15 protein-coding genes are annotated in these 21263 nt (G+C 53.5%); 12 read left to right on the forward strand and 3 right to left on the reverse strand.

Annotation, left to right across the window (positions count from 1 at the left end; translation table 11 throughout):
* The 5 genes from CFLAV_RS17970 (at position 1) to CFLAV_RS17995 (ending at position 6175) form a co-directional block, all read left to right on the forward strand.
* Positions 1–1482, forward strand: a complete 1482-nt coding sequence (locus CFLAV_RS17970) for a DUF1501 domain-containing protein (protein WP_007416212.1) — start codon at positions 1–3, stop codon at positions 1480–1482.
* Between the two features lie 241 nt (positions 1483–1723).
* Positions 1724–2068 (forward strand): RNA-binding regulator, encoded by a 345-nt coding sequence (gene rbp / locus CFLAV_RS17975; protein ID WP_007416213.1) that lies wholly within the window; start codon positions 1724–1726, stop codon positions 2066–2068.
* 552 nt (positions 2069–2620) lie between these two features.
* Positions 2621–4168 (forward strand): tetratricopeptide repeat-containing sulfotransferase family protein, encoded by a 1548-nt coding sequence (locus CFLAV_RS17985; protein WP_007416214.1) that lies wholly within the window; start codon positions 2621–2623, stop codon positions 4166–4168.
* Positions 4169–4310: 142 nt separating this feature from the next.
* A complete protein-coding gene (locus CFLAV_RS17990; protein WP_007416215.1) occupies positions 4311–4904 on the forward strand; it encodes a TetR/AcrR family transcriptional regulator in 594 nt (197 codons plus the stop codon).
* 5 nt (positions 4905–4909) lie between these two features.
* On the forward strand, positions 4910–6175 hold the full coding sequence (locus CFLAV_RS17995; RefSeq protein WP_007416216.1) for an MFS transporter: 1266 nt from the start codon (positions 4910–4912) through the stop codon (positions 6173–6175).
* A gap of 41 nt (positions 6176–6216) precedes the next feature.
* Here CFLAV_RS17995 and CFLAV_RS35580 read toward each other — a convergent pair whose 3' ends face one another.
* Positions 6217–6387 (reverse strand): hypothetical protein, encoded by a 171-nt coding sequence (locus tag CFLAV_RS35580; protein WP_007416217.1) that lies wholly within the window; start codon positions 6385–6387, stop codon positions 6217–6219.
* A 158-nt stretch (positions 6388–6545) separates the two neighbouring features.
* Here CFLAV_RS35580 and CFLAV_RS18005 point away from each other — a divergent pair, with 158 nt between their 5' ends.
* The gene (locus tag CFLAV_RS18005) at positions 6546–8000 is read left to right on the forward strand and encodes a HEAT repeat domain-containing protein (RefSeq protein ID WP_007416218.1); all 1455 of its coding nucleotides are present in this window, start codon (positions 6546–6548) and stop codon (positions 7998–8000) included.
* A 320-nt stretch (positions 8001–8320) separates the two neighbouring features.
* Here the strand turns inward: CFLAV_RS18005 and CFLAV_RS18010 are convergent, their stop codons facing one another.
* A complete protein-coding gene (locus CFLAV_RS18010) occupies positions 8321–10003 on the reverse strand; it encodes an RNA polymerase sigma factor (RefSeq protein WP_007416220.1) in 1683 nt (560 codons plus the stop codon).
* A gap of 432 nt (positions 10004–10435) precedes the next feature.
* Here CFLAV_RS18010 and CFLAV_RS32610 point away from each other — a divergent pair, with 432 nt between their 5' ends.
* On the forward strand, positions 10436–12247 hold the full coding sequence (locus tag CFLAV_RS32610) for an NPCBM/NEW2 domain-containing protein (RefSeq protein WP_007416221.1): 1812 nt from the start codon (positions 10436–10438) through the stop codon (positions 12245–12247).
* Between the two features lie 23 nt (positions 12248–12270).
* On the opposite strand, the gene CFLAV_RS18020 is transcribed toward CFLAV_RS32610, so the two are convergent.
* Positions 12271–13260: a bile acid:sodium symporter family protein gene (locus CFLAV_RS18020; RefSeq protein WP_007416222.1), complete on the reverse strand. Its 990-nt coding sequence runs from the start codon at positions 13258–13260 to the stop codon at positions 12271–12273.
* 251 nt (positions 13261–13511) lie between these two features.
* Here CFLAV_RS18020 and CFLAV_RS18025 point away from each other — a divergent pair, with 251 nt between their 5' ends.
* From CFLAV_RS18025 to CFLAV_RS18045, 5 genes are all read left to right on the forward strand, one after another.
* Positions 13512–15083, forward strand: a complete 1572-nt coding sequence (locus CFLAV_RS18025; protein WP_040549325.1) for an OpgD/OpgG family glucan biosynthesis protein — start codon at positions 13512–13514, stop codon at positions 15081–15083.
* On the forward strand, positions 15056–15658 hold the full coding sequence (locus CFLAV_RS18030; protein ID WP_007416224.1) for a hypothetical protein: 603 nt from the start codon (positions 15056–15058) through the stop codon (positions 15656–15658). Before CFLAV_RS18025 ends, CFLAV_RS18030 begins: the two co-directional genes overlap by 28 nt.
* A gap of 3 nt (positions 15659–15661) precedes the next feature.
* Complete coding sequence (mdoH, locus tag CFLAV_RS18035) at positions 15662–17839, forward strand: glucans biosynthesis glucosyltransferase MdoH (RefSeq protein ID WP_007416225.1); 2178 nt, start codon at positions 15662–15664, stop codon at positions 17837–17839.
* 87 nt (positions 17840–17926) lie between these two features.
* Complete coding sequence (locus CFLAV_RS18040) at positions 17927–20104, forward strand: hypothetical protein (protein WP_150107480.1); 2178 nt, start codon at positions 17927–17929, stop codon at positions 20102–20104.
* Between the two features lie 85 nt (positions 20105–20189).
* Positions 20190–21263, forward strand: coding sequence for a 3-keto-alpha-glucoside-1,2-lyase-like domain-containing protein (locus CFLAV_RS18045; RefSeq protein ID WP_007416227.1), 1074 nt, complete (start codon positions 20190–20192; stop codon positions 21261–21263).

Consider the following 21263-nt stretch of genomic DNA (forward strand, 5'->3'; position numbering starts at 1 on the left):
ATGAGAGACCCATTGCAAGAGCATCGTCATCTGGTGAGCCGACGGCACTTTTTCAAGTCCACCGGCCTGGCGGCTGGGAGAATAGCTTTGGCGGGATTGATGCTGCCCGAGGCGTTAAAGGCGGCAACTTCAGCGCCGAAGACTGCTGCTCATGCCCATCCACCTTTGCCGGGATTGCCGCACTTTGCACCAAAGGCCAAGCGCTTGATTTATTTGTTCATGAACGGCGGGCCTTCCCAGATAGATTTACTCGATTACAAGCCGGGGCTGCCGAAGATGTTCGACACGGACCTACCTGATTCCATCCGCATGGGCCAACGGTTGACCACCATGACTTCGGGCCAATCCCGATTCCCAATCGCGCCTTCGAAGTATCAGTTCAAGCAGCATGGAAAGTCGGGAATATGGTTCAGTGAATTGTTGTCGCACACGGCGCAGGTGGCGGATGAGCTCGCGGTTATCAAGAGCGTGCAAACTGAAGCGATTAATCATGATCCCGCAGTGACCTTTATTCAAACGGGACGGCAGATTCCGGGTAATCCAAGTTTGGGTTCGTGGTTATCTTATGGACTGGGAAGTGAGTGTGACAATCTGCCGGCATTTGTGGTGATGACACCGAGTTGGTCGGCCAAGCGTGATGCGCAGGCGCTTTATCAGCGGCTTTGGAGTTCGGGCTTTCTGCAGACAAAACATTCGGGAGTCAGCCTGCGGGCGAAAGGCGATCCGGTGCTGTATATCAATGATCCACCTGGTGTGGATAAGCAGACGCGTCGGGACATGCTGGATGCGTTGGCGAAATTGAACGAGCATGAATACAAGCAGGTGGGTGATCCGGAGATCAACACACGCATTGCGCAATATGAAATGGCTTTTCAGATGCAGTCGTCAGTGCCTGAGTTGACGGATATCAAGGGAGAGTCACAAGCGACGTTGGATTTATATGGGCCGGAGGTGACGATTCCTGGGACATTTTCGCATAGTTGTTTGATGGCGAGGAGAATGGCGGAGCGCGGCGTGCGGTGCATCGAGATATTTCATCGCGAGTGGGATCATCACGGGGACCTGACGCGTGATTTGCCGTTGCAATGTCGTGACGTGGACCATGCCTGCATGGGGTTGATCAAGGATTTAAAGAGCAGGGGAATGCTGGATGAAACGCTGGTGGTTTGGGGTGGTGAATTCGGGCGGACGGTTTATTGCCAGGGGAAATTGACGCCGGAGGATTACGGGCGCGATCATCATCCACGCTGCTTCACGATGTGGATGGCGGGTGGTGGGATCAAGGGCGGGACTGTGTATGGTGAGACTGATGACTTCAGCTACAACGTCGTGCAGGACCCGGTTCACATCAGTGAGATCAACGCCACGATTTTGCACTGCCTGGGCATCGACCACCGCAAACTTACCTTTAAGTTTCAGGGGCTTGACCAGCGTCTGACCGGGGTTGAAGAACGCAAAGTGGTTACGGGAGTGTTGGCTTAAGCATATGGTTGCCAGAGAACGATTTGCATATGTTTCTTGCGCAAATTGATGGTCGTTTAAATTACGATTTTTTGCGATATAGTTTGCATTCGAGAAGTGGTGACGTAGGGTGACAGAGCTTTTAGGCAACTAGTCGATTCAAGGCATGGAAGATCTTCAGTTGAATTTGTTTCAGTGATGATTTGAAACCCGGTGTTCGGGTACAGTCTGGGAAAGAGCAGTGGGTCTAAACAATATTATCATGAACAAATTATACATAGGAAATCTTTCCTTCGACGCCACCGAAAACGACGTCCAGGATTTATTCGCCCAACACGGTCCGGTGACTGAAGTCAACCTGATCATGGACAAAATGACCGGCCGCGCCCGCGGTTTTGGTTTCGTGACCATGTCCACCAAGGAAGGCGCTGACGCAGCGGTCCAAAACCTCAACGGCAAGCAATGGCAAGGTCGCGCATTGACCGTGAACGAAGCTCGTCCTCGTGAAGAGCGTTCGGGCGGCGGTGGTGGCGGCGGCGGAAGCCGTGGTGGTTACGGTGGCGGCAGTGGTGGTGGCGGCGGCGCACGTCGTCAGAATCGCTATTAATTGGCGAGCCAATCGGAAACGATTTTTTGACAGTGGGACTTTGGAAACAAAGTCCCATTTTTTTGTAATTATTTTCTATACCGAACGCCGAAAGAAATTTCTGGATGGCAGGAGGGATTTTGGTTTGAGGCAAGGCGGAGGCCGCAGGCGCTATCCGTAGATAGCGACTAGGCTGACAACGCCGCCTCAAATCAAAAGCACCCTGTACTCAATGATTAACGAAGTTCCTCTTTCCTCAGGATTATGACTTTTTCAGTCTCCACATTCATTCGGCTTACCGCTTCCTTTCATTCCAGTTCTTTTCCCATTCCGGAAATTAATTTTGGCATTCGGTATAATGGAAAAAATGGGTTCAGCTCTTTGATAAACGAGTGGCAAGTAAGTTTTCTCAGGAGGCAACTAAGCTTTCACTGTGCGGCTTGAAATGGGAACGGAGAAAAGAATAGTTCATTCATTTGCCGGTATTTGTATCAGAATGTTTGCAGGGCATGGAGATAGCTTGCGCGGAGAATCTCAGGTGTTGGCTGACAGTGTAGCAACCCTGATGTAGCAATGAAGCGGCAACAACTTATTTCCAGCGGAATCATCGCACGGATTTTCCACGATGCGATGGAAGCCTCCCGACGACAGGATTACGATCACACGATTGAAATTCTTAAACGCGGCAACCGATTGGATCCGGCGAACTCACGCATTTTGCTCGATCTTGGCCGGGTGAATCTGATGCGGTATCAGCGGGCGGAGGCGGAGGGATGGTTTGAACGGGCGGTGCGGATTTCCCCGCGTCGGGCGGAAACTCTCTTGATGGCCGGCAATCATTGCCAGCATTACGGGCAACTGGAGATGGCCCAACGCTATTTTGCCCGTGCCGCTGAAGAAGCCGAGGCTTCGACTGAGGTGTTTGTAAATCTGGCCGAGCTTTATGAACGGCAACGTCGGCCGCAGGAATCGGCGCAGATGCTCGAGCGTGCGTTGCGTTCAGATCCAACCAGTGGCCGGGCATTGATCTTCCGGGCAAGGATGCGGCGTCAGGCGGGTCAGGTTGAAGGTTCTGAACAATTGCTGAGAACGGTTTCCGAGCGACCCAACCTGGACCCATGGGTGCGGGCACAAGCGGGTTATGAATTGGGAGCGTTGTACGACAGTTGCGGGCAATATGACCACGCTATGAGCGCTCTCGTGCAGGCGAAGTCTTTGCTGCGTCCCGGGGCGACCGGGGCCATGGCGGCATTGCAATCGATGTACGCCGAAGTGAACCAGATGGAGCAGAATGCTTCGGCGAGTACATTTCAACAATGGTTTGAGGCGCAGAAGGAATTGGGACCGCTTCAGAAGGTGGCGCTGCTTTGCGGTTACCCGAGGTCAGGCACAACCTTGCTGGAACAAGTGTTGGACTCGCATCCTTCGATTGTTTCGGCGGAGGAAACTCCGGTATTGCATGAGGAAGCTTTCATTCGCTTTTACACGAATCGTCCAGCGAACGCTTCCCTGTTTTCAATCCTCAATGCGGCCTCCGTCGATCGCCTGCAGTTGGCGAGGAAAAATTATTTTCAAAACATTCAGGCATTCATCGGACAGAATATCGGTGAGCGTTTGCTGATTGATAAAAACCCTCCGCTTACACTCATCCTGCCAATGATTATTCGAGTGTTGCCGGAGGTTAAATTTCTGGTGGCGTTGCGTGATCCCCGGGATGTTTGCTTGAGCTGCTTTATGCAGCCATGGCCGGTGAATCCCATCAGTTCGGCCTATCTGACTTTTGAGGATACGGTCAAAGATTATGCCATCACGATGAATGTTTGGAGAAAGGTGAGGCCGTTGATGCAAAATCCAGCCATGGAAGTGCGCTATGAGGATATGGTGGAGAATTTGGAGGCGGAGGCCCGCCGAACGTTGGAATTCCTGGGCATGGGCTGGGATGCGAAAGTCCTGAACTTTCACGAACATGCGAAAGCGAAGACGGTGCGTTCGCCGACCTACCTGGACGTCGCAAAGCCGGTGTACCGGCGGGCGATGGGGCGCTGGCGCAATTACGAGAAATATTTCGAGCCGCACCTGGCGAAGTTGGAACCGTTCTTGCGGGCGTTTGGTTATTCCTAAAAGCGGTTGATTGATTTGGGGGTAGAAGGTTGGGCGTTCATGGTGCCTGACAAGCTGAAAGGCACGGTCCCATGCCGATCACGCAGGCCTCTCCATTTATTAATTAATTGCAAATAAGTGAACGTTCATTTATTTATAACTCATGCGCGTGCGCGACCCTCGTAAAGAAAAAGCCATTCGCGATCAGGCTCTGGCCATGATCGTGAAGCATGGCTTTGACGGGCTCAGCATGCAGAAGCTTGCCCGGGCCGCCCACGTTTCGCCGGCCACCATTTATATTTATTTTCAGGATCGCGAGGATCTGATCTTAAAGCTTTATGCCGAAATCAGTGAGCGGATGTTCGCGGCAACACTGGAGAATTTCGATCCGGCGATGGCCTTTGACGAGGGGCTCAAGGTGCAATGGATCAATCGCGCCCGCTATTTCCTCAAGCATCCCATGGAAATGCACTTCATGGAACAAATCCGGTTTTCGCCCCTGCACGAGCGTGCTTTTCGGGCCACCGGTTGCAAGTTCAATGAGCTGATGAAGGCTTTTGTCCGCAACGCGATCCAACGCAAGCAATTGGTCAGGGTGCCGGTGGAAGTGTATTGGTCTGTGGCTTTCGCACCGCTCTATCAACTCGTCAAATTTCACATGCATGGCAAGGGGCTCCCGGGCACTGGGACGTTCGTTCTCGATGACAAAACCATGCTGCTTACCCTCGATCTTGTTTTGAAGGCTTTGAAACCCTGATTCCCATGAAATTTACCCGCTACCAGATCTTTGTCGTGGCCGTTTTGGCCTTTTTGCAATTCACCATCATTCTCGATTTCATGATCCTCTCGCCGCTTGGAGCCATGCTGCTTGAGGAATTGAAGATTCCGACGACAAAATTTGGTCTCGTGGTTTCCGTTTATGCCTTTAGTGCGGGGGTATCCGGGCTGCTAACTGCCGGCTTTGCTGATAAGTTCGATCGGAAAAAGCTGCTGCTGTTTTTCTATACTGGTTTCATCCTTGGCACCGTTCTGTGCGGCATTGCTTCCAATTACCATTTCCTACTGATCGCCCGTATTGTGACGGGACTTTTCGGGGGAGTTATTGGTTCCATCACCATGGCCATCACGGCTGATCTTTTTGCCCTGGAAATGCGGGGTCGCGTCATGGGGATTGTGCAGACCGCTTTTGCCGCCAGCCAGGTAATGGGGCTGCCCATGGGGCTGTTCCTTTCCAATCATTGGGGCTGGCATGCTCCGTTCCTGATGATTGCTGGTATCGGAACTGCCGTCGGTGTGGTGATTGCGATTGGCTTGAAGCCCATTGACGCGCATCTAAAAATTAAGAATGACCGGAATGCTTTCGAGCACTTATTTAAGACCGTTCTCAGACCCAACTACCTGCGGGCTTTTGCTGCCACCGTAGTGCTTGCCACTGGAGGCTTCATGCTGATGCCGTTTGGCTCGACATTCACGGTCCATAACCTTGGGATTTCCATGGACAAGTTGCCGATGATCTACATGGTTACAGGCACCTGCGCCATCATCGCGGGGCCGTTGATTGGCCGACTTAGCGATGCAATTGGCAAATACCCGGTGTTCTTCATGGGCTCGGTGCTTGGGATGATCATGGTTGTCATTTATTGCAATTTGGGGATCACACCGCTTTGGGCAGTCATCCTTGTGAGCGTCCTGCTTTTCATCGCAATCTCAGCGCGCATGATCTCCATTTCCGCCCTGATCTCGGCAGTTCCTGACATGAAGGATCGCGGGGCGTTCATGTCTGTGAATGCCTCCACGCAGCAATTTGCGGGTGGGATTGCGTCAGCGTTGGCCGGATTGATTGTCGTGCAGAATCAGAGTGGTAAACTGGAGCGGTATGGTTTGCTTGGCTACGTGGTGGTGTGCGCCATGCTGGTTACCCTGGGGCTGATGTATTCCATTCACAAAATGGTGCAGGCAAAAGCCAAGGCGATGCCTACCGCTGAGGCAGCTGGAAAAGAAGCAGTGCCGGCGTCGACCGGACGGTGAGTGGCGAGCCTGTTTTGCTTTTGCCTCCTGAGGGCCTTGTTTTAGTCGCGCACGGTGGTTCCGTCGGCGAGGTGCAGTTCGTCACGTTCAAAGGTTTCGACGCTGGATATTTCAAGGACCCAAAGATGAGGCTTTGCAATGTTTTGCGGCTGGATGGTTCGGGTGAAGGGAAACGCCAAGGGGTCGATGAATAGCAGGGTAGTATTCTGCATTTGACGCTGATGAGTCCCGGTTCCGGTTAGAATGAAAATGCAGGAGAATACTACCCGGATGTTTACATTTCGATGAAAGCTACCAATAATCGAAAACGATCCTTATCGTGTCGCGAGCGAAAGGGAAGTCATAAAACACATTCGGTGGAGACATGTAAATGAAGCGATGGTTTCGATCTCGTTGGCTTTGGGTGGCATTGGTGCTTGCATTGATTCTTTTTGGGGGAGTGGTTTTCCTTCAGCACAGCGTTGATAATGTCATGCATCCTGCCCTGGACAAGCTTTCCAAGCTCCCCTTGAGTCAGCGGTGGTCGGACTCGGAGATGCTGAAAATCCGCGAGCTTGGGGTGAGGGCTGTGCCTTCCCTGCGCCGGGTTTTGAAGGAGAAGGACAGTCCAACAATCCGTTTTTTATTGTGGGTCAAAGGGAAGTGGCCAGGCGTCACCAAATATAATTCGCATTTTCCAGATCCGGCCAAATTGACGGAGCGCCGTTCGACGGCCTGCCAGGTAATACAAACCTTGGGGCCGGCTGGAAGGTCTGCCGCGCCGGAGCTCATTGAAATTCTCAAAGGCAAGGACCTTCGTGACCTGAATGCAGCGATGATGGCGTTGGGTGGGATCGGGGTTGATGCCGATATTTGTGAACGGCTCGATGCGGTCCTGGAAAAAGGAGTTCCCGAGTGGCCTCGTTGTTACATGATGTCCGCCCAGGCAGCAGTGAAACCGCCCTCCGCGCGAACGCTCAAAATCCTGGTGGCCGCGCTGGCGGATAGCTCCCCCCATGTCCAGAATCACGCTGTGCAGACACTTGGGAGTCTTGGAGTCAACACCCCTGAGATTGTCGCAGGTTTGAAGCATCTGCAGTCTGTCGCTTCAGATCCGTTGATCCAGGCATCATCGTTGGCGGCTCTTTGGAATCTTGAGCATGACTCGGCGATGGTTTTCCCCGGGTTCGTCAAGCTCCTTGAAAATGAAATTGCCAATTTTAAGCCATTGTCAGGGGGTGGGAGCGGAGGCCAGGGAGTTGATCGCGGCGACCAAATAGTCATGGGGGCTGGTGATGCTTTTCAAAGAATGAAACTCGAAGGCCGTGATAAATCCGAGGCTCTCCGACTCTTTGAATCGTACTGCGACAAGTCCGATCGGATCTTCATTCGCATGCTGATGCTGCCAACCATGATTGAGCTTGGATATCCGCGGGACAAATGCCTCGATGTTTGCCGCAAGGGCCTGGATTGCAGTGAAGATTATTATCGCATTCAAGCGGCTGAATTATTGGCAACTGTGGCGGAGAAATATTCGATGGAAGGAATTGACCTTGATGCGCTCTTCCACGATCGAGATGTCGCAGTACGCGTTTACGCTGCGAAGGTGCATTGGCTCAAGAACCGCAACGCGAAGGTGGTTGTGCCGGTTTTGATCGAATCGCTCGACCGTGCCAAATATCAGTCTTATTATTATGCTCAAGTTCAGCCAGCTGCATTGAAGCTTTTGGGTGAAATCGGGCTGGAGGCCAACGAAGCGGCTGGATCCTTGGAGAAGGTGTTGCATGACCCTGACCCGGCAATCGTAAAGCTGGCATCTGAAGCGCTGGTGAAAATTCGGAAATAGCACATGCCGCGGGACCACTCAGGGTCCGGCATCCTGGCATGGCTGCGGAGCCATTGAGAAGGTATGAGGAAGGAATGGGAGATGCTCGCTTTGCTCGCGCCGCCATGCGGCAAAGTGTGGGGGATTATATTGGTTTGTTTACCCGGGGGTGCTTGCGCACGGCCACAAGCCCGAGGGACGGGCTGGCCGCGGGCTACCTTACTTGCACACTTTCAGCGTGCGAGGAACACCTCTCGTTGCTCGACGGCTACGGGGAAGGTTAGCGGTAGAGGCAGGCAAACCCTTCATCAAACAGAGCTGTGCCAGCGTCCCACGGCCTGTCATTGTGAAACCGGCGACAGCAGCTTCCGCTCCATTAAAACATAATTCTGGGTGTTTTTGATCGCGTCGGCCCTCATTTCTTGAAACTTGTTTAGTTCGTCGGGGCTGAGAAAGGCGCTGGCGCGCGCGGCGGTCTGGGCGAAGATGTTGTCCTTAAGCTGGATGTTGTAGGCGGCTTCATCTTCCGAAGCGAAGTTGCCCGGATTTGCCGCTACCATCGTCTGGTAATTGGCGGGCAGGCCGGCGGCTGCCAGTGCGGATTGGGTGGCATCCTGCATGGCCTGTAACAGACGGCTTTTCTTGTCGGCCACCATTGCCGGGTCGCCGGTTAGACTGGACGCGAATGAATTGACGAACAGGGTGCTGCTGATGTTCTTTGTGTAATCCTGAAATTGCGTCAAGGCGTCGTCTCCGAGCAGCGCCTGGACCTTGCCTTGAAGTGCCGTATCCGATGCGGAGAAAATCTGCCTCACCTCCGCCTGAGATTTGTGGTCACGCAAGGCCTGCGTGATGAGGTCGAGGCTATCCATGACATGGTCGGCCATTAGGTCGTTCAACTGCCCCGTTTGTTCGGGTGTCAATTGCAGACGTTTGGCGAGATCGGAGTAAATGCCGCTTGAAACCATTTTATTGTGTTCGCGAATGCTTTTCCGGGTTTCCGGATTGGCGAGTGCCTTGCTGACGGCGCTCTGACTGTCAGCGGCGGCTTTTTCCTGGCGCAATGTGCCCACTTGGCTGCGGAGTTTTAAGAGTTCGGAGGGATTCTTTTTCACCCTTGCCAACTCATCCGTCAGGGCCGACAGCCGGTTCGTGGCGTCGTCGCGCTCGCGCCGCAGTTGTTGGAGTTGGTCGGTCAGTGGCGCCTGCTGCTGCTGGAGCGCCTGGTTTTGTTCGCGCAGTTGCAAGGCTTGGTGTGCTTCGTAGATTCCGGCCCCGGCGAGCACGGCGACGGTGAGGGTGACAACGGCTTTTTGCAGTGTGGTCATGGCAATGATTTTAGTGGCGGTGATTGCGGTGGAAGTGGCAACGGCAGTTCCGGAGATAACGGCGGCGGCGGTGATGGCGGTTGCAAGTCCGACGGGCGCGGATTGAACGGCGTTGGCGGCGATGACAACCGACAGCGCCGCAGCGGTCGTCGTTATACCCTTTTTGGCGAAATGTTCGCGGAGTTTTTCCAGCGCACGGTCGACGCGCTTCCGTGCAGCGTCCTCGCTCAGGCCGAGTCTCTCGCCGATCTCGGCCAACTGCCGGTGCTCAAAGTAACGCAGCAGAATCGCCTCGCGGTCTGCATCATTGAGTTCATGCATGACGGCGTCGAGCGCATGACGGAGCGTGGTCCAATCCAATTCGGGGCCGGAGTCGAGAAGTAATTCGCGCATGGAGTGAGCCTCCTGTTCGTGTGTGTGACGGCGTTGCTCCGTCCGCACGGCTTTGTTGGCGGCGAAGTGAGAGCTGGTGTAGAGCCAGCCGGTCAAGGTCTGGTGAGTCGAGAGGGACGCCGCCTTGCGGGCAAGGTCGCGGAAAACAGTCTGGGCAACATCTTGCGCCAGGTGAGCGTCGCCATTGACCTGCCGCAAGGCTGCCGAATAGACCAGATCCAGGTGCCGCCGAACCAATTCGGCAAACGCATCCTCAGACCCGGCCTCCGCATAGCGGCGAAGCAAATCACTATCGCTTGTCATAACTATGTAATAGCACCCGGCGGAATAAAAACCGGACAGAAAAGTTGCGTTTTGGCGACAGATCGGCCTTCACGCCGGGCAAATGGCAGGAGCAGCAAAAAGGCATTCATGGCTTTGTCTGTCGATTAGTTCCAATGGGCGAATGGAATGCATACTATTATGTAGAGTGTCGAATGAAAAATAGAGTTGCAGATGGTGCGCGTTGGGACGGATTCCCGGATTTCGGTCGGTATCGGAAGGCGTGGAAAATTTCAAATTTCGAATTTCAAATGTTGAATTGATGACGGGGAGGTTGATGAATGTCAGGGAAATTGTGAATGAAACGACGAAATTGTGCCTAGGAAAGTAGTCGACAAGCCATGTCGTTTCGAGATATGAAAATTATGGAGGCAAGCTGGATAACCACTCCAATAAATGAAAGAAACATAGACTATGAAACGCCATGTTTTTTACCTGCGATTGATCTTCGGATTGTGCCTCATCCTTGCATGTGGACGGACAGCTTCGGCGTTGACGAACGGGGTGGCGCTGACTCCGCCGATGGGATACAACAGTTGGTATTATTGGTACGACGGCATCACGGAGGAGAATATGAAGGCGGTGGCTGACATGGTGGTGACGAACGGGTTGAAGGCGGTGGGTTACGAGTACATCAACCTGGATGATGGGTGGGCTGGCTATCGGGATTCGAATGGGGTGATGGTGGCGAATTCGAAGTTCCCGCATGGGATGAAGTATTTGGCGGATTACATTCATTCGAAGGGGTTGAAGATTGGTTTGTATACGGTTTTTGGTCCAACGACGTGTGCGGGTTTTCCTGGTTCCATGGGGTATGAGTTGCTGGATGCGCAGACGTATGCGTCGTGGGGCATCGATTATGTGAAGTATGAGGGGTGCAGTTTTCCCAATCCGTTGTCGGTGCAGGAGGAGAAGTGTTTTCAGATGCGTGATGCCTTGATGGCGACGGGGCGGCCGATTGTTTTTACGATGTCGACCGGGCCGGTATTGAGCTGGTTTCCTGATGCGATGAACTCGTGGCGTTATACGGGGGACAACGATGTTAATTGGGAGAGCGTGCTTTATCATATTGATATTGTGGCCCAGACGCCGGGGATGGCGGGGCCGGGACATTGGAATGACGCGGATGTGTTGAATATCGGGCGCGGGTGGTCCACGAAGACGGAGGACAAGGCGATGTTCAGCATGTACTGCATGTTGACATCGCCATTGCTGACGGCGACGCCGTTTCCTTCGCAATTGGATGTGTTGACCAATGCGGAGGCGATCGCGATCGACCAGGATGTGGCAGGAATCCAGGGGATTTGTGTGCGGACGAACGGAGAGCTTCAGGTATGGTGCAAGCCGCTGGGGAGTGCGAACTCGAATGTGAAGGCAGTGGCCTTGTTTAATCGCGGGACGAATGCCGCGAATATTACGGCAACGTGGAGTGATCTCGGGTTTTCAAACGGGCTGGTTTCGGTGCGGGATTTGTGGTCAAAGGTGGATGAGGGGAATTTTCAGACCAATTATACTGCCAATGTGCCGGGGCATGGGGTGAAGTTGATGAAGATGATTTTGCAGCCGCCACCGCCCCCCGGAACGAATTATTTAAGCGATCTCAACTGGGTTTTTGTTTCGGCGACGAACAACATTCATTTGGACAAGGATGCTCTGAATCATACGCTGAGAATGCGGTCAATCAGTTATTCGAAGGGAATTGGGATGGTGCCGACTTCCAGCGTTCAATATCTTCTGGGCGGAGTGGTTTCGCGATTTCATGCCCGTATTGGGGTGGACGATGATGCGGGGACGGGAGGTTCGGTAGTGTTCCAGTTGTTTGCTGATGGGACAAAGATTTATGACAGCGGAACGATGACGGCCTTGATGAGCCCGAAGGATATTGACATTGATCTGACTGGAAAACAGAAGTGCATGTTGCTGGTTGCGGATGCGGGTGATGGCGCTGTGAATGATTATGCCGATTGGGCGAATGCCAGTTTCGTGCTGCCGGCGAAGGCGAACTTTGGCGTTTCCAGGGTGAATGCAAGTTCTGTGGTTTTCAGTGGCGCGGGTGGAATCAAGAATGCGTCGTATTATGTTTTGTGTTCAACGAACGTGACTCTGCCGGTTGCTCAATGGAAGGGAGTGCAGACCAATCATTTTGATGCGAACGGCAATTTCTCGTTCACGAATGGAGTTGGAGCCAATAGTCCGAAGCTGTTTTATCGGTTGCAAGTTCCTTGAAACAATTCCCAGGAGGACTTGAGTTAGGTGGTGGTTCGCGGAGCGGGTTTGAGGGTGCGTCGGGCCCAGCGGTTCGCGAGGGCGCTGCAGATGATGAGTTGCAAAGGGTGATAGATCATTATCGGCAGCAGGATCAGCCCGATTGCCGGGTGACCGGCGAAGATGAGTCGGGCCATGGGCACACCGGAAGCGAGGGTCTTTTTAGAGCCGCAGAAGACGGCAGCGATGCGGTCTTCCGTTGGGAAATGCAAGGCGTTGCAAACAAGGTTGACCGTCCACATCACGATGAAGAAAAGCAGAACGGAGCCAACAAGAATGACGAGGAGAGTGCTTTTGGCATGTCCGGACCAGACGTGCCATTTCATGGAATCGCAAAAGGAGGTGTACACCAGCAGCAGGATGGTACCGCGGTCGAGGCGGTTGATGAATTTTTTGTGGCGCGCCGCCCAATCGCCGAGCAGAGGACGCGTGAGTTGGCCGGCGATCAGTGGAAGCACGAGCCAGAGTACGAGGTCGAGAATGACATTACCGAGTGGCAGGGTGTTGCCGCTGGTTTTGAGTTCCAATCCAATCCAGAGTGGAGTCAGGAAGACCCCAATGAGGCTGGAGAGTGTGGCGTTGAAAACTGCAACGGGAACGTTGCCCCGTGCTGCTGCCGTGAGTGCGACGGAGGAGGAGACGGTCGATGGCAGAGCGCACAGGAAAAAGAAGCCGAGGCGCAAGTCGGGTGACAGCCAGCCTTTCAAGGGCCAGAGCAGCAGAAGTCCGATTACGGGGAAGAATAAAAATGTGGTTGCCTGAACGACGAGGTGAACCGGCCAGCGCAAAGTGCCCGCTTTCAGTGCGCTGAAAGAAAGAGCGACGCCGTGCCAAAAGAAAATGAGGGCGACGCCGAGCTTGGTCAGGAGTTCCGGGTGCAGAATGCCACCATGAGCGCCGGGATCTGGAAACAGCCAGGCCAGCAGAACGGCGAATGCCATTCCGATCAGAAACCAGTCCGGTTTAAACTTCATCGCTTAGAAATGCTGACAGTCCGTAATCCATGGTTCAAGTAAACATATGGCGAAAACGGGTCGCTTGATTGTGGTTGTTGTAACGTAAGTTTCTGATGAAAAATGTGTTGCGTATAGCGGTGGGAGGCGATGTTTTAAGTTAGCCACCGTGATCAAAAACAGTCTCAATACTGCTTGTCGGCCAAGAGCTTACATTAAAACCCTGATGGAATCCTTGCCAAATGGGCGCGCTTTGGTACTTACTTGGTGGGATGAGGCGAGTAAGTTGCCTAGTCTTATTAAGTTTAATCGTACTGGATTGTGCCAAAAGTGCATTCGCACGGGTGGAGCCTGCCGAGGTCACATTGGATTACGTGGCGAAGAGGGCCGAAGAACGCGCGCACAAGCCTTTCAAGTCGCCGAAGGGCAATTTGCCGGAAGTCCTGCGGGCTGATCAATTGGATTACGATAAATATCGCGAGGTCCGCTTCCGACACGAGCAAGCCTTATGGGGAGCGGAGGGGCTGCCGTTTCAGGTGGAATTTTTCCATCCGGGGTATCTTTACCAGGAGCCTGTTCGCATCAATGAATTCTCTTACAATTATGTACAACCCGTGCGTTTCGTGCAGGACTTCTTTGATTACGGAAAGCTGAAAATAAAAAAGCAGATTCCGCCCACTACCGGTTATGCCGGTTTTCGCATTTTGGCTCCACTGAACCAGGCGGACAAGTTTGATGAACTGGGCGCTTTCCTGGGAGCCAGTTATTTTCGTTTGCTGGGCAAAGGACAGCATTACGGAGAATCGGCGCGCGGATTGGCGTTGGACTGTGGGGAACCGGATCGATCGGAAGAATTTCCGATTTTCACAGATTGGTGGTTGGGCAAGCCGCAGGCTGGAGATCAGGATCTGCACCTGTTCGCGATTCTCGACAGCGTGAGTTGCACCGGAGCTTATGAATTTCACATCCGTCCTGGCGAGAGCACCGTGGCAGAAATTGAAGCCATTATCTTTTTGCGTGAGCAGGATAAAATTCGGGCGGCGGATCGGGACCGAAAACCGCTGCTGACGATCGGCATGGCGCCGCTGACCAGCATGTTCTGGTTTGGAAAAAGCTCGGGGCGGAAGTTTGATGATTATCGGCCCGAGGTGCATGACAGCGACGGCTTGCTGATGCGGATGGAGAACGGGGAGACCTTGTGGCGTCCGTTGAACAACGCCTCCGTGATGCGCCATCAAAAGTTTGTGGCGGATAACATCAAGGGGTTTGGTCTGTTGCAGCGCGACCGGGATTTCGCAGACTATCAGGATATCTTTAATCTCTATCACGCGGTGCCGAGCGTGTGGGTTGAGCCGCGAGGTCATTGGGGTGAAGGCGAAATGCACTTGCTCGAGCTAAGCACCCATTATGAAGGGCTGGATAATGTGGTGGCATTTTGGGACCCCAAACTGAAGCCGAAGCCGATGCAGCCATTCCGCTTTGGTTATACACTTTACTGGACGCGGGAGACCGATCGAAAACTTTCCCCGAACAAAGTTGTGGCCACACGCATCGGCGCGGACTCGCGCAATCCGCAGTGGCGGCAGTTTGTGATCGATTTTGCCGGGCCCAAACTGGCGATCTTGCCGGAAGGAGCTGTTCCAGAAGCCATCGCCAGTTGCAGTGAGAATGGCAGGATCGTGGAAAGCCAGATTTTTCGGATTCCATCAAATAGTAACTGGCGGGCCATTGTGAAGATGGAGCCCAAGTCCGAGAACAAAGATCCCATCGACCTCCGTTGCACGCTGCAAAAGGGCGGGGAGGTTCTGACCGAAACATGGACATATCACTGGAGCCCTCCTTAAGTTCCCTGGTGGAGGGAATGGATGAACCTGGTCGCATGGCCGGTCGTTCGCTGGAAGAATGGAACGCTGCCTATTCCAAGGTGGAGAGCTATTTCCATGCATTGCGCGTGCGCAACAAGATTTTGCTGGGGCGCCTGGTGATTCATGTTTTGAAGCGGGCCATGCGCCGCGCTCCCCGGGAACTGGAACGCTCGGCAACGGAGTTGGCTGCCGAAGAGATGGATCACGTCGTAACGGAATGGTTTGCCGAAGTGTTACAGGAGCCGCCGACAGGAACAGATCAGATGCTTTCAACCCGGGGACGATTGGCGCTGCTGCTGGCCGACATGCCGGGCAAATGGCAGGACCAATTCCTGAGGCCCGGACCCTGGCCGGAGGAATTTCTGCGTGCCATGCGCAGAGCTTATCTGCAAGCCGGACCGGACTTTCAACTCTCCAAAATGGCGCCGCGTCCGCTGGACCTCGGGCCAATCGGCACCTTGACCAATTTCGGCCGGTTGCCCTATGCAAAGATGATTGCGATCTGGGCAGCCTTTGGCCTGATACTGTTCCTGATCTTTATTCTAACGCACTGAGCTATGAGCACCGTCGTTCAAGAGCCCGCGACACTGCAAAGTGCCAAGCATGCGCCATCGCCAAAGCTCGTGCGGATGCGCCCGGCGCGACGCGGGTTGCGCGTTTTTTTATTTTATTCTTCGGCCGTGCTGATGACCGGGGTGGTTTCGTTGCTCTTTGCCGATCTTCTGTGGCGAACCGGTTGGACCACTTCGAAAACCATCCTGTTGGGATTGTTCATCCTGCTGTTTTTCTTCGCAGCGATTGGCTGCGTGCACGCGGTGGTTGGTTTTATGCTCCGGCGGGTTGAAGACAATCACCGCATTACGCGTTTGAATGATTACAGTGGGCAGAGTATTGACGGGACCAGCACCGCCATTATTTTTCCAATTTATAATGAAGAGGTGCTCCGGGTGTATGAAGGGTTGCGGACGACGTATGAATCCCTGGAGAAAACGGGTGAGCTTGGGAAGTTCGACTTTTTCATCCTGAGCGATTCGAGAAGTCCCGACAAGTGGGTGGAGGAGGAGCGGCGGTGGTTTGACGTGATAAAGGAACTCGGGGCGTTGGGGCGGATATACTATCGCCGCCGGGTGAGCAATGAAGGGAAGAAGAGCGGCAATGTGCGGGACTTCCTGAACACGTGGGGACGGCGCTATCGTTACTTCATCGTCTGTGATGCCGATAGCGTCATGCGCGGGCAGACGATTGTGGACCTGGTTAAAATGATGGAAGTGAACCAGGGTGTCGGGTTGATTCAAACCGTTCCGGCGCTCGTGAATGCAGAGTCACTCTTTGGGCGCATCCAGCAGTTTGCCAATCGATTTTACGCTCCGATTTTCATTACCGGGTTGAACTATTGGTCGCAAGGTTTTGGCAATTACTGGGGCCACAATGCGATTATTCGCACCGAGCCATTCATGCAATATTGTGACTTGCCGCAGTTGCCAGGACATAGGCCGTTTGGGGGGCACATCCTGAGTCATGACTTTGTGGAGGCGGCGTTGCTGTTGAAGGAAAAATGGCAGGTATGGCTGGCGTATGATCTGGAAGGCAGTTATGAGGAGGCCCCGCAGGGATTAATTGAAAATGCGCAGCGGGATCGACGTTGGTGCCAGGGAAACCTGCAACATGGAATGTTGTTGTTTGCGCGCGGGTTGCACGATACGAGCCGCCTGCACTTGATTCAGGGGATTTTTGGATATTTATCGGGCCCACTCTGGTTTCTGTTTCTCGTGATCTTCAATTGGATTTGGGCGTTTCAAAAGTTCAGCGGGTTATCGAGCATTACCGTGCATAGTTGGACGTCTTATTTGAATTTATCCGGAAGCTCACATGCATTCCTCGTTTTCATGATTTGCATGGGGGTGATTTTTTTGCCCAAGGTGCTGGCCCTGCTGGACATTATTTTGGATCCGCAACGACAAGAGGCCTATGGAGGAGTTCCGAGAGTGGCCGCGAGTATTGTGGTGGAGACCATTTTCTCGGCGTTGCACGCGCCGTTACAGATGCTGTGGCACACGCGTTTTGTGATCACCATTCTCATGGGAATGGGCGTGAACTGGGGTGAGCAGAACCGTAACGCTGATGGTACTGCGTGGATGTTTGCCATTCAACGCCATTGGGGCCATACGCTGACCGGCCTGATATGGGGTGGTTTGATCTGGTGGCTGGCACCTTCCATGTTTGGATGGTTCGTGCCGGTATTTGCGGGAATGGTGCTTTCGATCCCGCTGAGCGTGTTGACCAGTCGAAGCAAATGGGGTGTGCGGGCGCGGAACCTGGGATTGTTTTTAACGCCCGAAGAAACACATCCGCCGGTGGAGTTGGATACGTTGCGGGTGCGGATGGCCACCATGTCGGCCTTGAGTGATCATTCCATCCAAACCTCGGATAACGGGTTGACAGAGGCGGTTTTGGATCCGTACGTAAATGCAATTCACGTCTCGCTTTTGCGGGAAAAGAAGTTGAATCCGGAGTATGCGGAAGCACTCGCCAAATTGGGAACGGGAAGTCCCGAAGTACGGGTATTGGCGGAAAAGTTGTTGGCAGAAGGCCCCGAGGCATTGAAGCGGGATGAGAAGGTGTTGGTGATGTCCGATGCCGATATGATGTCCTGGTTGCATCGGCAGGTTTGGTTGCGTTCCAGCGAGATGCTGGCGCCGTGGTGGCGGACTGCGATCCGGCAGCAGGCTCGATAGAATTTTGCGGGATGGATGGTTGTCAAGTGAGATGATTAGTGGACGAGAATGCTTGAATGAGGACGGGAGTTCATGCATCCAATGCTCATGAATTTTGTCGTATATGGCCTGTTGGCGTCTGCTTTGATTCCAGTTTCCCTGTTTGGGAAGGATGTGCCCACTTCCTTCCCCGTCGATCCAAGCCAGGGAATGGAGCGCACTTGTTTTCAGACCAGCAAGCCTTTCAGTAGTAACGGAGATTTGCGGTCCGACGTGGCCATTGTGTATGGAATCGACGAAGGCTTGCCGGACAGGATTGCGACCTGGCGGGAGCGGGGGTATCGCATCCATGTGATGAGCGGTGCTTCCTGGGGAAAATATTATGATTATGTCGATGGACGCTTCGATGGGACAAATCATTTGGATGAAGCGCAGACAGAGAGAAACGGAAACAAGATCGGGCACGGGGAGGGGATGTATTACATGTCGCCCGGTGAGAATTACGGAAAATATCTTTGTGTTGGAGTTCAACGCGCCCTGGATGCCGGAGCGGAAGCGATTCACCTGGAGGAGCCGGAGTTTTGGGTGCGCGCGGGATATTCAGAAGGCTTCAAACGCGAGTGGCAAACCTATTATGGGGAAGCGTGGCAGCCACCGCATACTTCGGTCGATGCGCAGTGGCGGGCTTCGAAGCTGAAATATTATCTTTATCGTCGCGCACTGCAGCAGGTGTTCGATTACGTGCAGGCGTATAATCAACGCACGGGCCGCAAGGTGCGTTGTTATGTGCCCACGCACAGTCTGCTGAATTATTCCCATTGGCATATTGTGAGCCCGGAATCGAGCCTGGCTCAACTGAATGGCTGTGACGGATACATCGCGCAGGTTTGGACTGGAACATCGCGCACGCCAAACGTTTATCGTGGGCAACTGCGCGAGCGCACTTTTGAAACAGCCTTTCTGGAATATGGCGCGATGCAAAACCTGGTGCGATCCACTGGCCGGACAGTCTGGTATTTAAATGATCCGATCGAGGATAATCCGAATCACGATTGGGAGGATTATCGCACGAACTGGGAATCGACTTTGGTGGCCTCGCTCCTCCAGCCGGATGTCTGGCGTTATGAAGTAGCGCCATGGCCGGAGCGGATATTTGGCCGGAAGTATCCCAAGAAAGACGGACATGGTGAGCGCGAGGCAATTCCGCCTACTTACGCGACAGAATTGCAGACGGTGATGAGCTCGCTGAATGACATAAACCAATCCAAAGTGAAGTGGGATTGCGGCAGCCAGGGGATTGGATTTGTGGTGAGTGACTCACTAATGTTCGAACGCGGTGAACCGGTAATCAGCGACGAGCATATGAGCCATATCTACGGCATGGCACTCCCGTTTGTGAAGCGCGGCATGCCGATTACGCCAGTCCAATTGGAGAATGTGAACATCGCTCACTATCTCGACGGCTTTAAGGTTTTGTTGCTGACTTATCAAGGTATGAAGCCGCTGACGCCGGAGGTGCATGCGGGCCTCGCCAAGTGGGTGAAACAAGGCGGCGTGCTGGTGGTTTGCGATGATGACAAGGATCCTTACAATCAAATTCGTGAATGGTGGAACCAGAACGGTTTGAAATATTCCACTCCGCGGGAACATCTTTTTGAACAGTTGGGATGGAAAGACCAAGGCGCGGCCAGGGACGAGGCTCAATCTGTGAAATGCGGTCGCGGGAAGGTTATCTGGCTGCGGGAGAGCCCGGTGCGATTTGCCGAAAGCAAAGACCGGGAGAATCAGTTGGTTGGAATTGTTCAGGATGCCAGCAAGGGTGCTGGTGTAAAATGGCAGGAGAGCAATTATCTTTTGTTGCGCCGCGGTCCCTATTTGATTGCTGCAGGGATGGGGGAAAGCGACGACAACAAGGAGAAGGTTTTGCAGGGAAAACTGGTGAACCTGTTTGATCCTGAATTGAAGGTCCAGGACAGCATCACGGTAAAGCCAGGTTCACGATATTTCCTACTCGACCTGGATGCTGTATCCGGCGGGAAAACTCGAGTGCTGGCATCAGCATGCAAAGCTCTCCCCTACAAGCAGGATGGCAAATCGCTTTCCTTGACCGTGGAGGGCGTGGCGAACACGCTTGCGATTGTTTTGTTGCATGCAGGCAAATCGCCGCAGACTGTCACGCTTGATGGAAAGGCCGTAAACGATTTCAAATTTGATACAAAGCAAAAGCTGCTCTGGGTGCGGTTTGAGAACGAATCGGTTCCCAGGAAGCTTGAGATTCAATTTTAAGCGCGCAACCGATTCATCCCTGCTTGTCGGCGTTGGGGCGGGTTGATACGCTTCAACGCATAAGCCCGTGGCTGAATGCTAATTTATGAAACAGAACAAATCTTCATTGCTTGCGAAAATAAGTTTCGGTGCAGTGGCAATAGGTGCGTTGAAACTGAGTTCGACCTGCGTTGCCCTCCCTGATCCCAACTGGGTGGACCATGATCGTGACCGGCCGTTGCCACCAGTGGTGACGCCGGCGGTTCCGAGCACTGAAGAAAAGGTTGGCAAGGCCCCCAGCGATGCAGTGGTGCTGTTCGATGGCAAGGACAACTCCCAATGGGTCGCGATGGATGGCAGCCCGACGAAGTGGATCGTCAAAGATGGGTATATGGAATGCGTGAAGGGAAGCGGATACGTTCGAACGCTTCAGAATTTTGGTGACTGCCAATTGCACGTCGAATGGGCCACACCAACGCCTCCACATGGGGAAGGTCAGGGCCGTGGCAACAGCGGTGTGTTCCTTGGATTGGATCGCTATGAAACGCAGGTGTTGGACTCTTATCAGAGCAAAACGTATGCGGACGGGTCGGCAGGTTCCATCTATGGACAATATCCACCGTTGGTGAACGCCAGCCTGCCTCCCGGGAAATGGCAGACCTACGACATTATTTATACCGCGCCTCGATTTGATGCGAGCGGCAAGCTGCTTTCCCCGACACGCGAAACGGTGTTTCACAATGGAGTGCTCATTCAAAACAACGTGGAGCTGGTTGGCCCCACGGGATGGCTGGATCGAACGCCCTATGTTCCGCATCCCGAGAAGCAGCCCATTTCGCTGCAGGATCATGGCAACCCGGTGCGCTACCGCAATATCTGGGTGCGTGAATTGGGCAAGCCAGGCAAGAATGAGTTTACCTTGCCGGAGTCATTGTTGGATGGCTACACCGGCACTTATGATCGTGGCGGGGGCGACAAAATTGAGATCACGAAAGATAATCGTCAGTTGATTGCAAAACTGGCCGGCACGCGATTCGTGATGTTCGCAGAGTCGCCCACCAAATTTTTTGCCAAGAGCACCGATGTGCAGATTGAATTCAAGCCGGATGCCCAGGGCAAGGCGCAAGAATTGATCTGGTCAGTCGGAGAAGGAGCCAACGAGGCGAAGAGAATCAAGTAA

It is taken from the genome of Pedosphaera parvula Ellin514, assembly GCF_000172555.1.
Lineage (GTDB): Bacteria > Verrucomicrobiota > Verrucomicrobiia > Limisphaerales > Pedosphaeraceae > Pedosphaera.